The organism is Amycolatopsis sp. NBC_00438, assembly GCF_036026695.1.
GTDB lineage: Bacteria > Actinomycetota > Actinomycetes > Mycobacteriales > Pseudonocardiaceae > Amycolatopsis.
In genome coordinates, this window is record NZ_CP107923.1 from 1,576,182 (window position 1) to 1,589,525 (window position 13,344).

The 13,344-nt window shown below is 72.1% G+C and carries 12 protein-coding genes; 9 read left to right on the plus strand and 3 right to left on the minus strand.

Features of this window, described 5'->3' with window-relative positions; all coding sequences use genetic code 11:
• The first annotated feature begins 47 nt into the window (after positions 1-47).
• The gene (locus tag OG494_RS07540; protein WP_328453299.1) at positions 48-1,535 is read left to right on the plus strand and encodes an amidase; all 1,488 of its coding nucleotides are present in this window, start codon (positions 48-50) and stop codon (positions 1,533-1,535) included.
• A gap of 83 nt (positions 1,536-1,618) precedes the next feature.
• Here the strand turns inward: OG494_RS07540 and OG494_RS07545 are convergent, their stop codons facing one another.
• Positions 1,619-2,260: a TetR/AcrR family transcriptional regulator gene (locus tag OG494_RS07545; RefSeq protein ID WP_328453301.1), complete on the minus strand. Its 642-nt coding sequence runs from the start codon at positions 2,258-2,260 to the stop codon at positions 1,619-1,621.
• 115 nt (positions 2,261-2,375) lie between these two features.
• On the opposite strand from OG494_RS07545, the gene OG494_RS07550 reads away from it, so the two are divergent.
• The 3 genes from OG494_RS07550 to OG494_RS07560 all read left to right on the plus strand — a co-directional run bounded on the left by OG494_RS07550 (position 2,376) and on the right by OG494_RS07560 (position 5,229).
• Complete coding sequence (locus tag OG494_RS07550; protein WP_328453303.1) at positions 2,376-3,368, plus strand: 4,5-dihydroxyphthalate decarboxylase; 993 nt, start codon at positions 2,376-2,378, stop codon at positions 3,366-3,368.
• Positions 3,369-3,490: 122 nt separating this feature from the next.
• Positions 3,491-4,483 carry an amidohydrolase family protein gene (locus OG494_RS07555; RefSeq protein WP_328453305.1) on the plus strand — a complete coding sequence of 331 codons (993 nt, stop codon included), beginning with the start codon at positions 3,491-3,493 and terminating at the stop codon, positions 4,481-4,483.
• A 416-nt stretch (positions 4,484-4,899) separates the two neighbouring features.
• Positions 4,900-5,229, plus strand: a complete 330-nt coding sequence (locus OG494_RS07560) for a hypothetical protein (RefSeq protein ID WP_328453307.1) — start codon at positions 4,900-4,902, stop codon at positions 5,227-5,229.
• 337 nt (positions 5,230-5,566) lie between these two features.
• On the opposite strand, the gene OG494_RS07565 is transcribed toward OG494_RS07560, so the two are convergent.
• On the minus strand, positions 5,567-6,535 hold the full coding sequence (locus OG494_RS07565) for an ArsR/SmtB family transcription factor (RefSeq protein WP_328453309.1): 969 nt from the start codon (positions 6,533-6,535) through the stop codon (positions 5,567-5,569).
• 174 nt (positions 6,536-6,709) lie between these two features.
• On the opposite strand from OG494_RS07565, the gene OG494_RS07570 reads away from it, so the two are divergent.
• The 4 genes from OG494_RS07570 to OG494_RS07585 all read left to right on the plus strand — a co-directional run bounded on the left by OG494_RS07570 (position 6,710) and on the right by OG494_RS07585 (position 12,166).
• Entirely contained in the window at positions 6,710-9,709 is a 3,000-nt protein-coding gene (locus OG494_RS07570) for a BTAD domain-containing putative transcriptional regulator (protein WP_328453311.1), read from the plus strand.
• Between the two features lie 92 nt (positions 9,710-9,801).
• On the plus strand, positions 9,802-10,296 hold the full coding sequence (locus tag OG494_RS07575) for a SigE family RNA polymerase sigma factor (RefSeq protein ID WP_328458893.1): 495 nt from the start codon (positions 9,802-9,804) through the stop codon (positions 10,294-10,296).
• Positions 10,296-11,177 (plus strand): hypothetical protein, encoded by an 882-nt coding sequence (locus OG494_RS07580; RefSeq protein ID WP_328453313.1) that lies wholly within the window; start codon positions 10,296-10,298, stop codon positions 11,175-11,177. Before OG494_RS07575 ends, OG494_RS07580 begins: the two co-directional genes overlap by 1 nt.
• A 128-nt stretch (positions 11,178-11,305) precedes the next feature.
• Positions 11,306-12,166: a serine hydrolase gene (locus tag OG494_RS07585; RefSeq protein ID WP_328453315.1), complete on the plus strand. Its 861-nt coding sequence runs from the start codon at positions 11,306-11,308 to the stop codon at positions 12,164-12,166.
• Between the two features lie 197 nt (positions 12,167-12,363).
• Here the strand turns inward: OG494_RS07585 and OG494_RS07590 are convergent, their stop codons facing one another.
• On the minus strand, positions 12,364-12,951 hold the full coding sequence (locus tag OG494_RS07590; protein WP_328453317.1) for a TetR/AcrR family transcriptional regulator: 588 nt from the start codon (positions 12,949-12,951) through the stop codon (positions 12,364-12,366).
• Between the two features lie 105 nt (positions 12,952-13,056).
• Between OG494_RS07590 and OG494_RS07595 the strand changes: the two genes are divergently transcribed.
• Positions 13,057-13,329, plus strand: coding sequence for an alpha/beta hydrolase fold domain-containing protein (locus OG494_RS07595; protein ID WP_328453319.1), 273 nt, complete (start codon positions 13,057-13,059; stop codon positions 13,327-13,329).
• Positions 13,330-13,344: the final 15 nt, after the last annotated feature.

Genomic DNA, 13,344 nt, shown 5'->3' on the forward strand with positions numbered 1-13,344 from the left:
GAATCGGAATTTCGTGCCCGCAGAGGCCGGTCGTTAGCTTCGAATTCATGGAATGGAGCTTTCACCCGGCCGAAGAACTCGTTTCCGCGTTGCGCGCCGGTGCGGTGACGTCGGCGGAACTGACCGACGAGGCGATCGCCCGCATCGAGCGCGACGACGAGGTGGTCAACGCGATCTGCGTGCCGGACTTCGACCGTGCGCGGGCCGCCGCGCGCCGTGCCGACCAGGCGCTCGCGCGTGGTGAGGACCGGCCGCTGCTCGGCGTCCCGGTGACGGTCAAGGAGTCGTACAACATCGCCGGTCTGCCCACGACCTGGGGCATGCCGGCACACCGGGACTACGTGCCGGCCGAGGACGCGGTCCAGGTGTCGCGGCTCAAGGCCGCGGGCGCGGTGGTGCTCGGCAAGACCAACGTGCCGTTGGGGCTGCAGGACATCCAGAGCTTCAACGACATCTACGGCACCACCACCAACCCGTGGGAGCCCGCTCGCACCTCGGGCGGGTCCTCCGGCGGCTCGGCGGCGGCCCTGGCGTGCGGGTTCGGCGCGTTGTCCCTCGGCTCCGACATCGCCGGCTCGCTGCGCACCCCCGCGCACTTCTGCGGCGTCTACGCGCACAAGCCGACGCTCGGGCTGGCGCCCGCCCGCGGGATGGTCCCGCCGGCCGAGCCGGCCTTGCCGGTCGAGCTCGACCTCGCCGTCGTCGGTCCGATGGCGCGCACCGCCCGCGACCTCGCGCTCCTGCTCGACATCATGGCCGGCCCGGACCCGCTGACGCACGGCGTGGCGCACCGGGTGGCGCTGCCGCCCGCCCGCCACGAGCGGCTCGGCGACTTCCGGGTCCTGGTCCTCGACGAACATCCGCTCCTCCCGACCGGATCCGCCGTGCGGGCGGGCGTGCACCGGGTGGCTGCCGCGCTCGCCGACGGCGGCGCCCGCGTCGAACGGCACAGTCCGCTGCTGCCCGATCTGACCGAAGCCGCGACGCTCTACATGCAGTTGCTGGTTTCGGGCTCCGTCGCGCTGTTTCCCGTCGATTCGCTGGAGCAGCTGCGGATCCGCGTCGCCGGGCTGAGCGCGGACGACCGGAGCCTGGACGCCGAGCGCTTGCGTGCCATGGTGTTCAGCCACCGCGACTGGCTCGAGGCGAACTACCGCCGCGAGATCCACCGCCACGGCTGGCGGCGGCTGTTCGCCGAGTTCGACGCCGTGGTGTGCCCGATCACGCCGACATCCGCGTTCCCGCACGACCACCACCCCGACCCGCTGGAACGCCGGATCGCCATCGACGGTGTCGAGTACCCGTACTTCGACCAGCTCGTCTGGGCCGGTCTGGCCACCATGCCCGGCCTGCCCGCCACCGCGATCCCCGCGGGCCGGTCCCCCGAGGGACTGCCGGTCGGAGTGCAGCTCATCGGCCCGCTGTTCGAGGACCGCACCCCGCTGCGGCTGGCCGAACTGCTGGAGCGGAAGATCGGCGGTTTTCAGGCACCGAAGCCGGGTGTTCCGGCCGGGCCCGCGCCTGCCCGCACGTGAGGAGGACCCGCCGCCGCACGGCGCGGTGACGTCGGCCTCGGACCGGCCGGCTCGGACCTCCATCCTCATCGGGACAGGCGTGGTCAGCCGCGCTCGCGGAGAATTCCGGTATCGCCGAGGGCGATGCGGACGTCGCGGATGAAGCCGGCGGTGTCGTCGAGGCCGAATGCCGTGTGCTGCAGGACAAAACCGTGCAGCAGCGCCATCACCACCCGTGCTCCGCGGTCGGGGTCCAGCCCGGCCGGGACGCTGCCTGCCCGGCGCCCGTCGCGAAGGGCGTCCGCGATGCGTGCGCGCACGCCCTCGAAGCCCGCTTCGGCCCGCTGCCGCAGCCCGTCGTGTCGTAGCAGCTCGCCCCACGCCTGGACGGCGCAGCGCAGCAGCTCGTCGACCGGGACGGCCTGGCCCGCCTCGTCGACGGCGACGTCGCCGCTCACCGGCTCGATCGCGGCCGTGACCAGGTCGGCGATCGTCACGTCGCCGTCCGCGTCGACGAACCGCTCGACGGGGGCGAACATCACCCGGAAGGCGTCGCCCGCAATCTCGAGGATGAGCTCTTCCTTGCCGGCGAAGTAGCGGTAGGGGGCACCGACCGACACGCCCGCTTCGGCGGCGATGTCGGGCATCGAGGTCTGGTGGAAGCCGTCACGCGAGAAGCAGCGCCGGGCCGCGGCCACGATCAGCGACCGGTTCGCCGCCCGGTGCTCGGCGGTGATGCGGGGCACAGGCCACCTTCTTCCGTGAATGATCATTCGCCTTGACGATAGCAGGGTCGCGAGGCACGATGAAAAATGAAAGGTCGTTCACGGAAGCGGCCCGCGAGGCGAAGGAGGACTGGACATGACCGGCCCCGAGCTCAAGATGGGCGTCTACCGGTACGAGCACACCGAGCCGCTGTTCGACGGGCGCGTCGAGATCGACGCCACCCTGGAGACCTCGCCACTGATCTCCGACGTCTTCCAGCGCATGGCCGAAGGTGACCTGGACATCGCCGAGTACGGGCTGACGTACTTCCTGCGGTCGTTCGACCTGGCCGGCTCGCCTTTCCTGGCCCTGCCGATCTTCCCGAACCGGAACTTCCGTCACTCGTCGGTGTTCGTGAACGTCGACAGCGGGATCGAGCGGCCGGAAGATCTCGCGGGCAAGACCGTCGGCGAGTTCGCGCTGTACGGCTCCGACCCGGGTGTCTGGGTGAAGGGCGTCTTGGCCGACGAACACGGTGTGACGCCGGACCGGATCGAGTGGGTGATCGGCGGCACCGACCACCCGATCCCGTCGTTCGACTGGATCCCGCAGCCCGTCCCGGACGGCGTGCGCGTCCGCCACGCCGCGGGCGACCAGACCTTGGCCGCCCTGCTCGAAGCGGGGGAGATCGACGCCCTGCTGTCGGTCGACGTGCCGCGGAGCGTGCTCGACGGCTCGACGAAGAAGATCCGCCGGCTGTTCGTCGACTACGAAGCGGTCGAGCGGGACTACTACCGCCGCACCGGCATCTTCCCGATGATGCACGTCGTCGCGCTCCGCCGGGAACTGGCCGAGGTGCCCGGCCTGGCCGCGTCGGTCTACCGGGCGTTCAGCCAGGCCAAGGACATCGTGCAGGAGCACTACCGGGCCAATGCCGCGAAACAGCACATGGCCGTGATCACGCCCTGGTTCAGCGAGCTGTTCGCGGAGAACCGCGCGCTGCTGGGCGAGGACTGGTGGCCCTACGGGCTCGACGCCAACCGCAAGGCCGTCGACACTTTCCTGCGTTACCACCACGAACAGGGACTGTCCCGGCGGCTGCTCACGTCCGAGGACATCTTCGTCCCCGGGATCGGAGCCTTCGCGTGAGCGAGCCCGCCCCGCGCGTGGGCACCATGTCCTACGACACCACGCACACCGTGCTCCCGTAGGCGAACGCGCTGGTCGAGCGCGCCACCGCACGACGCTCCTCGACACGTGAAGGAGATCTCGTGAACATCATCGGGCTGGAAGAACATTTCGTGACCCGCGAAGTCGTCGACGCGTGGCGGGCGCTGGACCCCGAGTGGCAGGATCTGGCGCTGACGCCGTCGACGCAGGGGGATTCCGCCCGCCGGCTGGCCGACTTCGGCGAAGAGCGGCTCGCCGCCATGGCGCGGGCGGGCGTCGACGTCCAGGTGCTGTCGTTGAGCACCCCGGGCGTGCAGAACCTGGCGCCGGCCGAAGCCGTCGCCCTGCAGACCGCGGCCAACGACACGCTCGCCGAGGTGACCCGCGCCCGTCCCGGCAGCTTTCAGGGGCTGGCGACGTTGGCCACCCCGCGTCCGGCCGCGGCGGCCGCCGAGCTGGAGCGCGCGGTGACCACGCTGGGCCTCGACGGCGCGATGGTCTTCGGGCGCACCAGGGACCGGAACATGGACGCGCCGGAGTTCTGGCCGATCTACGAGGCGGCGGACGCGCTCAGGGCGCCACTGCACCTGCATCCGCAGTCCCCGCCCCCGGCGGTGCGCGGCGCGTACTACAGCGGATACGGCGCTCGGGTCGACGCCGCCCTTGCCACGCACGGGATCGGGTGGCACCACGACAGCGGCGTGCAGGTCCTCCGCCTCATCCTGAGCGGGGTGTTCGACCGCTTCCCCGACCTGCAGGTGATCGTCGGCCACTGGGGCGAGATGGTCCTGTTCTACCTGGACCGCATCGATTCGCTGACCGAAGTCGCCGGCCTGCGGCGGCCGGTCTCCGACTACTTCCGCACCAACATCCACCTCGCGCCCAGCGGCATCCTCAGCCGGCGCTACCTGCGCTGGGCGACCGAACTGGTCGGCGTCGACCGCATCCTGTTCTCGACCGACTACCCCTTCGTCAGCACACCGCCGGGCGGAGCACGCGACTTCCTGACGCAGGCGCCCCTCGGCGACGCGGACCGCCTGAAGATCGCCTCGGGCAATTGGGACCGCCTCCGCGCCGCCATCCGGCGCGGGTGATCCGCCGGTGCCTGAAGCCACCCGGCACGACCAGGGTGTAGTCGTGGGTGGTGGGTATCCCAGCCATCTCGACCGTGGCCCGTTCGCCGCGGTGGCTCAGGATCACCTCGGTCACCACGGACGAGCCGCCGATGGTCAGCAGGGAGCAAGCCGAGCAGGCCGAACACCGGCAGGATGTTTCGTGGGGGTGCCAGGTCCCGCACCGCCAGGCGACCAGCCACAGGGTCAGGGCCATCCCGCGGGAAGTTGCCTCGGCTTTCGGGCTTCCCGTTTCGACGATGCAAGTGGACGCGCTTCCGAAATAAGGCTCGGCACTCCCGTTTCAGTCCTCCGTGAAAGGGTTGACGCTGGACGGCCGGTGAGATTGTACTGGCTTGCGTCAAAACCGATAAGCCGTCAAAGAAGGTTTGAGGTTGATGATGGTGAAAAAAATATCTGCCAAGATCGGCGCAACGATTACCGCTTTTGTCGGCGCCGGTGTGCTGCTGCTGGCCACCTCCGCTCCGGCCGCGGCGTCTCCGGCGACCGCGGCGACCGCTTCGAGCATGGCGACCGACGGTTGCGACGGCACTGGTCTGCCGCCCTCTAACACCACGGTCTACTACAACAGCTACGACCCGTGGCTGGGCTGGAACGCGTGTACCCAATGCAATTGGGATGCGGATCTGCTGGCTACGTTCGGCTATGCGACCTACTGCTGGGAGACCGTCTCCAATGGTCAGCGGGCCGAACTGTGGATCGGGTGAATCGGGATACGATCCCTGTTGAGCGGATGAACGGACGCGCGGCGCGAATTTCGGTCGCCGCGTCTCGATTCCTGCTGGTCTGGTCCGCGCTTCTGCTGACGGTTTCCGCGCTGGACGTTTCCGGTCTGTGCGGGGCCGCGAAGTTGTGGACCGTGGCGGTTTCGGTCCGGTAGTCGGTGACCGGGGTCGACGAGGCGGTCCGTCGTGGACTGTGTGTTCGCGCTGCTCGGCCGGATGGCCGTCTACGACGGCACGGGTTGAGCTGCCGCCTCGTCGGGCCCGCCGCTCGGCACCGGTTGCGGGGCCGGCCGGGGGCATGGTGCCTGCGCGGGTTTCTTCAGCCGCAGAGCAGGGAAGAGCCGCGCTCCGAAAGTTCGTGGAACGCCGAACCGCGGGAGCGGCCGGTGGTCACCAGGCCCGCTCCGCGCAGCACCGAGGTGTGCTGGCTGGCGCTGGCCAGCGAAATGCCGGCCGCGCGGGCCAGTTCGGTGGTGTTCACCCGGGGAAGGGTCGCGATGACGCGCAGGACCTCGGCCCGGGTGGGGCCGAGCAGGGTGTTGAGCGAGCGGTCGGACCCGGCGGGGGACGCGGCCGCCCAATCGGGTTCCGGGGAGACGGGGTAGACCAGCACGGGCCGGTCCGGCTGGCGCAGCAGCGTGATCGGGCCCGGCCAGCAGAAGAGGGACGGCACCAGCGTCAGCCCGGAGCCGCCGAGGATCAGGTCCTGCTCGACGGGGTAGGCCAGTTCGAGGACCGGGGCGCGCCAGCGGGCCGAGGGGTGCAGGGTGGCCAGCACGGCCTCGAAACCCCGGGTCACGGCCAGTTCCGCCCGCTTCCGGCGGTCGGCGCGCACGTGGCGCCGGATGGTTTCCCAGTGCGGCCGCACGGCCGTGTTGTGGTACGTCGTCAGCGCTTCCCCGAGCAGTTTCAGGGCCGGCACGTTGCCGTCGGCCAGGTCCGCGGGCCAGGACGCGATCCGGGTGCCGGACGCGAGCTGCGCGATGTCGGCGCGCAGCCGGGCGCGCGGGGTGCCGAGGACGAGGTCCAGCCCGGTGCCGAAGTCGGCGACGTCCCCGGACGGCGTGAGGAAGTCGGGGGAGTAGCCCGTCGGCCGGCTCAGCGTGCGCAGCACGCCGGTGGGCCGGGCGAGCCGTGCCGGCAGGCCGCGCTGCCAGCCTCGGAAGCGCTGGTCGGCCGGTGCCGGCGTCGTCTGGTGCAGGCTGAGCAGCACCTCCCACATCGGGTCGGGCTCGGCGAGGATCCGCACGCGCCCGAGGTCGGCGTCGGAAAAGTGGATGCGAAGCATGAATCCCCCAGTTGGTGACAACCCGACCATATGGTGTGGTGACGCCGGAACGCTGTACCATTCCTGGACGCTGCTGGATCGCGTTCTTCCTGCGGATTCGGTGAACTTCGGCGGCCCGACCGGCAGAATCCGGCGGCGACCGGCAGGAACAGGGGAAGACTTGCGAGGGGGCCGATGACGCTGGGGGAGCGGCTGCTGGCGTACCGGCGGCGAGCCGGGATCAGCCAGCAGGACCTGGCCGCGCGTGCCGGGGTCAGCGTGCGGACGTTGCGGGACATCGAGCGCGGCGAGGTGCGCCGGCCGCACGCGCGGTCACTGGCGAAGCTCCTCGACGCCACCGGGCTGGAGAGCGCCGGCAGCCCGGCTCCCGCCGACCCGGCCGGCGGGTTTCGCGTCGAGGTGCTGGGCCCGCTGATCGTGCGGCGGGATGGCCGTGAGGTACCGCTCGGCTCGGTGATGCAGACGCGGCTGTTGGGGCTGCTCGCCCTGCGCGCCAACCAGGTCGTGTCCCGTGCGGACGTCGTGGAGTTCCTGTGGGGCGAGGAATCCCCGGGATCGCCGGTGAACCTCGTCCAGACCTACGTCTCGCGGCTGCGGAAGTTCTTCGCCGGCCTGGACGCCGATCCCGGGCTGGTGACCCGGGTCGGGCCGGGCTACCGCCTCGGCCTGGCGCCCGGGCAGAGTGATCTGCTGGAGTTCACCGAAGCCCTGTCGCAGGCGCAGGAAGAGCGCCGGGCGGGCGATTCCGCCGCGGCCGTGCGGTCCTACCGGTCGGCTCTGGCGCTGTGGCGCGGTCAGGTCCTGGACGGCGTCCTGCTGCCCGCGGCCCCGCACCCGGTGGTCGTCGCGGTCACCCAGCAGCGCCTCACCGCCGTGCTCGGCTACGCGGATCTCGCGGTGCCGCTCGGCCACCACGACGACGTCCTCGACCGGCTGCGGGAGGCGGCCTTCGCCGACCCGCTGCACGAAGGGCTGACGGAGCGGATCATGCGGGCCCTGGCCGCCTCGGGGCAGCGGGCGGCCGCGGTCAACGTCTTCCTCGCCTTCCGCGGCCGGCTCCGGGAAAACCTCGGCCTCGAACCGGGTCCCGAACTGCAGCGCACCTACCTGCACAGCATCCGCGAGGAACCGGGCACCCCGACCCCGGCCCTGCTCAGCCGCCGAACCGGCAGCTCGGCGGCACCCACCCCCGCCGAGCTGCCGCCCGACCCGTCGCGGTTCATCGGCCGGGACGCGCAGCTGCGGCTGCTGGACGAGTTCGTGTTCGACGCCGCGCCGCACGCCTCGGCGCGGGTCGTCGTGCTCAGCGGCACCGCGGGCGTCGGGAAGTCGGCGCTGGCCGTGCGGTGGGCGCACCGGATGCGCCACCGCTTCCCGGACGGGCAGCTGCACGCCGGTCTCAACGGCTTCTCCACGGTCGGCACCCGGTCGGCGGGCGAGGTGGTGGCCGCGTTCCTCACCTCGCTCGGCGTCGCGCCCGCCACCATCCCGGTCGATCTCGACGCCCGGGTCGCGCTCTTCCGCTCGGTGCTGGCCGACCGCCGGATGCTGCTGGTGCTCGACGACGCCGTCAGCCCCGACCACGTGCGCCCGCTCATCGCCGCCAGTCCGCACTGCGCCGTGCTCGTGACGAGCCGCAACAGCCTGGCCGCGCTCACCCTGCACGTTGACGCGCTGCTGGTCGAGCTCGACGTGGTCTCCCGCGAGGAAGCCGTCGCGCTGCTGCGGGCGTCGTGCGAGCGGGAGGCGGCCGAAGCCTCGCCCGCGGCTCTGGCGGAGCTCGCCCGGCTGTGCGCGCACCTGCCGCTCGCGCTGCGGATCGCCGCCGCCAACATCGCCGGCCGGAAGACGGTCGCGGAGTACCTGACCGTCCTCACCGAAGGCGATCGGCTCGCCGGGCTCTCCCTGGGTGGCGACAGCCGTTCCGCGGTGCTGACGGCCTTCGAGATGTCCTACGCCGCGCTCCCGCCGGAGACGGCCCGGCTGTTCCGGTTGCTGGGCTCGCTGCCCGGCGCCGACGCCGGGATGCCGGCCATCGCCGCGCTGGCGGGTGTCGGCGTGGAGGAGGCGGCGCGGATGGTCGACCGGCTGGTCGCCGCGCACCTGGTGCAACGACGTCCGGGCGGCCGGTTCCAGACCCACGACCTGCTCCGCCTGTTCGCCGGGCAGCGCAGCGCCCGCACCGACGACGAAGCCGACCGGGCGGCGGCGCTCGAGCGGTTGTTCGACTACTACCTGGAGACCGCCACCCAGGCGACCGCGACGCTGTACCCGGGCATGCTGCGGCTCTCGGAGCTGCGCCAGTACCCGCCGGCGCCCTGGCGGGAACGGGTCGATCCCGGGGTCTGGCTGGCCGCCGAACGCGCCGGTTTCGCGGCCGTCGTGGCGCACGCCGCCGAGCACGGGCCGCAAGCCGTGGCCTGGCAGCTGATCGACGTGCTCCGCGGCCACCTCTGGCGCACCTACGACCCGTCGTCGTGGTGCACGCTGGCGCTGGCCGGGCTCGACGCGGCGCGGCGGGAGGGCAACCGGGCCGCGGAGGCGGCGATGCACTACAGCCTGGGCGCGGCGCACCGCTACGGGCTGCGCGACCTGGTGGCTTCCCGGCAGCACCTCGACCAGGCCCAGCGGATGCTCCGGGAGCTCGGCGACACCACCGGCTGCGCCGCGGCGCTGGACAGCCTGGGCATGGTGCTGCACGAAGCCGGTGAGTCCGGTCCGGGCCTGGCGGCGCTGGAGACGTCGCTGGAGCTGTGCCGTGAGGCCGGGTTCGTGGTGGGGCAGGCCAAGGTCCTCGGCAACGTCGGTCTCGTCCTGGCCACGATGGGCCGCACCGAGGAGGCGAGACAGCGCCTGGCCGAGGCGGCCGCCTTCGCCGCCCGGCTCGGTGATCGTCACCTCGAAGCGACGGTCCAGCACAACCTGGGTTACGCCCGGGCGTGTGACGGGCGGTTCATCGAGGCCGAGCGCAGCTACCAGCAGGCCCTGCTGATCCGGGAGGACATCGGTGACGCCGAGGGCCGGGCCTCGACGCTGGAGAAGATCGGCACGCTGCTGCACGACACGGGCAACCCCGCCCACGGGACGCGCTATTGGGAGGCGGCGCTGGTCGTCTTCGACGAGATCGCCCACCCGAAGGCGGCCGAGGTCCGCGCCCGGCTCGGCCAGTACTGACCCCGGTGCGCCGGCCCGCCCAGAGCCGGGGCGCCGAAAAGATCTCGGGCGCGACTGCAACAGAACCCGGGGCAGGTGGCCTCTTGAGAGGTGTGCGGTTCGAAGAGTTCTCCCGTGAGCAGCTGCCGGGCCTGGTGCGGTTCGCCGCGGTGCTGACCGGTGACCGGGAACTGGCTCAGGACGTGGTGCAGGACGCGCTCGTGCGGGCGCACCAAGCCTGGCGGCAGGTGGCGGCGGCGGATCGGCCCGACCTGTACATGCGGAAGATCGTCGTCCACGGTTACCTCCGCTGGCGGCGCCGCTGGTACCAGCGATCCGTGCACCCCACCGCCGACGTCACGCGGTTCCGCGAGCCGGCCGCACCCGATCCGGCGCGGCGGATCGCCGACGCCGACCAGCTCACCGGCCTGCTCGCGCGGCTGAGCCGCGCCCAGCGAGCGGCGATCGTGCTGCGGTTCTACGAGGACCGCGACGACGACGAGATCGCCGCGGTCCTCGGCTGCGCGCCCGGAACGGTGCGCAGCCACGTCTCGCGCGGCCTGAGCGCGCTGCGTGTCCAGCTCGACGAAGACAAGGAGATCGTGTGATGACCGACCTCGACGAGGTGCGCCGGGCGCTGCGCGCGCAGGAGTCGCTGGCGCCCGATCCCGGCGACGTGCTCGCCGTCGCCGCCCGACGCATCCGGCGGCGCCGCACGATCAGCGTCGCCGCGGTGACGCTCACGGTCGCCGCCCTGGGCGTGGGAGCCGTCGGCGTGCTGGATCGGGGCACCGCCGTGGTGCCCCCGGCCACGCTCGCGAGTCCCTCGCCCACCGCGGCGACCGGGCCGGCGGCCGGCGGGAAGGTGCCCCCGGACGCGCCGGCGACCAGTCTCGAGGACAGCTCCTGGGACTTGATGTTCTGGGCCGTCCAACCGCACTTCGCGAGCGTGCACTACGCGCAGGAGCACCGGTACGCGTTCGAGATCGAAGTCCGCGACGGCACCGCGCCCGGCAGCGCGGCGGCCGCGAAACCCTCGGCCGCCGGCCAGCTCCCGCACCCGCAGTCGGTCATGTGGCAGGACGGACCGGATCGCTGGGTCTGGGTGCGGACCACGAAGCCGGTGACGGCCGCGGAAATGCTCACCCTGCTGGCGAAGATCGGCACCAAGCCGCCGGTGATCGCGTCGCCGCTCAAGTCGCTGCGGGTCCCCGGCGGGCAGAAGGCCGACTCGTTCACCGCCGAGCCCGAGACCAACACCCTGGTGCTCTGCCCCGATTCGGCGCTGGGGAAGGCCCCGCTCGACAGCCGGTGTTTCTCCCTGATCGTGTCCTTGACCAGCAGAGCCGCGGACAGCGGCTTTCCGCAGGACCCGCTGCCCCTGCACCAGCACCGGCGGCTCGGGGCCTACACCCTCGAAATCGACAGCACGCACGCCAACGGGCAGGCCGCGCGGGAAGTGCTGGACTCCGTTCAGCTCACTCGATGAGGTTCCACCGCACCGCCGGAATCTGATCCGCCCTCCCGATGGGCTCGGCGGTTTCCGGAAAGCCGTTGTCCACGCGGGGGTTCCGCGCGTCCGCGGCACCGGTGAACGGCCCGGCCGAGGGAGTCCCGATGCGTGTTTCCGTGCTCGTCGTCGTGGTGGGAGTCATCGTCGGCGTGCTCGCCGCGGCGGTCTGCGTCCGGCCCCCGGACGTGCCCGCCGCGGCGAGCACACCGGCGGCGCCGGACATCCCTCCGCCGTTCCCGGGGACGCGTGCGGTCACGCCGATTCCCCGGGAGGCCGAGGTGAGGGTCGATGTCCGGGGTGAATGGTCCTGGGCGCTGCGCGAGTCGGACACCGGTGCCGTGGTCGGTGCCGGAACCTTGCGCACCACGGCCGGGTCCGTGATCAAGATCTGGCTCGCGGTGGATTACCTCGCCTCGCGGGAGTCGCGGATCCCGGCCGACGACGAGGCACGGGTGAGCCGGATGCTCCGGCTCGGCGACGATCGTGCCGCGCAGACGCTGTACCTCCGGCTCGGCGGGGACGCCTCGATCGCCCGGATGATCCGGACCTGTGGGTTGCGCGACACGACGATCCACCCGGGCCGGTGGTCCAAGACCACGATGCCGGCGACCGACGCGACCCTGCTCGGCCGGTGCGTGGCCCGCGGCCCGGGCGTGAGCCCGCAGTGGCGGGCCGGGATCCTCGACCTCATGCGGTCGGCCGATCCCGCGACCACGTTCGGCATCGCGGAGGCACCGGCCCTCGCGGGGCTGCGCCCGGCGGTCGAGAACGGCTGGACCCGGCACGGGAACCGGTGGGCGGTGAACTGCCTGGCGATGTGGGACCACTGGGTGCTCGCCGTCATGGTGCGCTACCCGGACCGGGGTGACGGGCGCCGGTACGGCGCCGAAGTGTGCAAGAGCGTCGCCCAGCAGCTGTTCGGCCGGGCCGGCATCGGTTCGGCCGCGGGGACGGGAAGCAAGTGACGCGACACCCGCCGGCTCCGTCGGAAGCTGCGGGCGGTGAACATGAGGCAGCGCAGGGCCCCGTGCTCGTTCCGGGCTGTTCCGCTTTGCCGTCCGCTCGGTCGTCGCACACCTTGTGCTTCGACCGAGGCGCGCGCCGTGCGGCGGGACAGCCCAAAAGCCGGTGAAGGTCGGACTCCGCGTCATGCCGGAGTTGTTCACCTGCCGCGTTTCAGCAGACCGTCCAGGTAGATGTCGGTCTGACGGCGGGCAGCGGGCTGCCAGTCCGGGACGTGGGGGAGGCCCTGCGCCAGCAGCGCGCCGAAGCTGACGATGTCGGCCCTGGTGACGTCGCTCCGGAGCGTGCCGTCGTCTTGTCCTCGCTCGAGGATCGAGCCCAGGGTCCGGTGGGCCTCGTCCCGGAGTGCGACGGTGGCCGCGTCGCTCGGCGCGGGCCCGCCGTGCATCGGCAGGACCAGGTCCGATCCGTGCTCGATGGTCTGCTCGAGGAAGAACCGGATCCCGTCGATCGCCGGGCCGTCGAGGGCCGCGGCCCGGCGGGCGGTCTCGAGCACCAGCCGGAACGACCGGTGGGTCAACGCGCCGAGCAGCGCGTCCCGCGAGGGGTAGTGGCGGTACACGGTCCCGACGCCGACCCCGGCGTCCGCCGCGATGGTGGCCATCGGGACCGCGATCCCGTCCCGGCGGACCGCGGCGGCGGCGGCCACCAGGACCCGGTCGCGGTTGTCGGCCGCGTCCCGGCGTGGCCCTCGTCGCCGGACGACCCTGTCCTGTTCATCGGTCACGGCACCGATCATCGCAGCTCGCCGGCCCGTAGGCGTCGTTGACAGGCCTTTAGTCGGACGATATCGTCCGTTTAAGGCGCACGAGTGACGGGAAGAAGGACCTCTGTGACGTTCACCGTCGACCCTCAGGTCGCCGCGGGCGACGTCGCGATCCGCCGCGTCGCGCTGTACCTGCACGGCGGCGGGATGATCCTGGGCAGTGTTGCGCCCTACGACGCGCCGATCGCCGGTACGTGTCCGCGAGCGGGGTGCCGATGCCGGGTCGATTACCGGCTCGCCCCCGAACATCGCGACCCCACGCCGATCGAGGATGTCTACGCCAGGCTGCGGTGGCTGCACGACCACGCCGGACCGGAGCTGGTCCCGTTCGCGACGTGAAACCACGAGGACAAC

Coding starts and splice junctions, on each gene's coding strand:
- OG494_RS07540 (WP_328453299.1), top strand. CDS start 48: ATGGAATGGAGCTTTCACCCGGCCGAAGAACTCGTTTCCGCGTTGCGC.
- OG494_RS07550 (WP_328453303.1), top strand. CDS start 2,376: ATGACCGGCCCCGAGCTCAAGATGGGCGTCTACCGGTACGAGCACACC.
- OG494_RS07560 (WP_328453307.1), top strand. CDS start 4,900: ATGATGGTGAAAAAAATATCTGCCAAGATCGGCGCAACGATTACCGCT.
- OG494_RS07565 (WP_328453309.1), bottom strand. CDS start 6,535: ATGCTTCGCATCCACTTTTCCGACGCCGACCTCGGGCGCGTGCGGATC.
- OG494_RS07570 (WP_328453311.1), top strand. CDS start 6,710: ATGACGCTGGGGGAGCGGCTGCTGGCGTACCGGCGGCGAGCCGGGATC.
- OG494_RS07580 (WP_328453313.1), top strand. CDS start 10,296: ATGACCGACCTCGACGAGGTGCGCCGGGCGCTGCGCGCGCAGGAGTCG.
- OG494_RS07585 (WP_328453315.1), top strand. CDS start 11,306: ATGCGTGTTTCCGTGCTCGTCGTCGTGGTGGGAGTCATCGTCGGCGTG.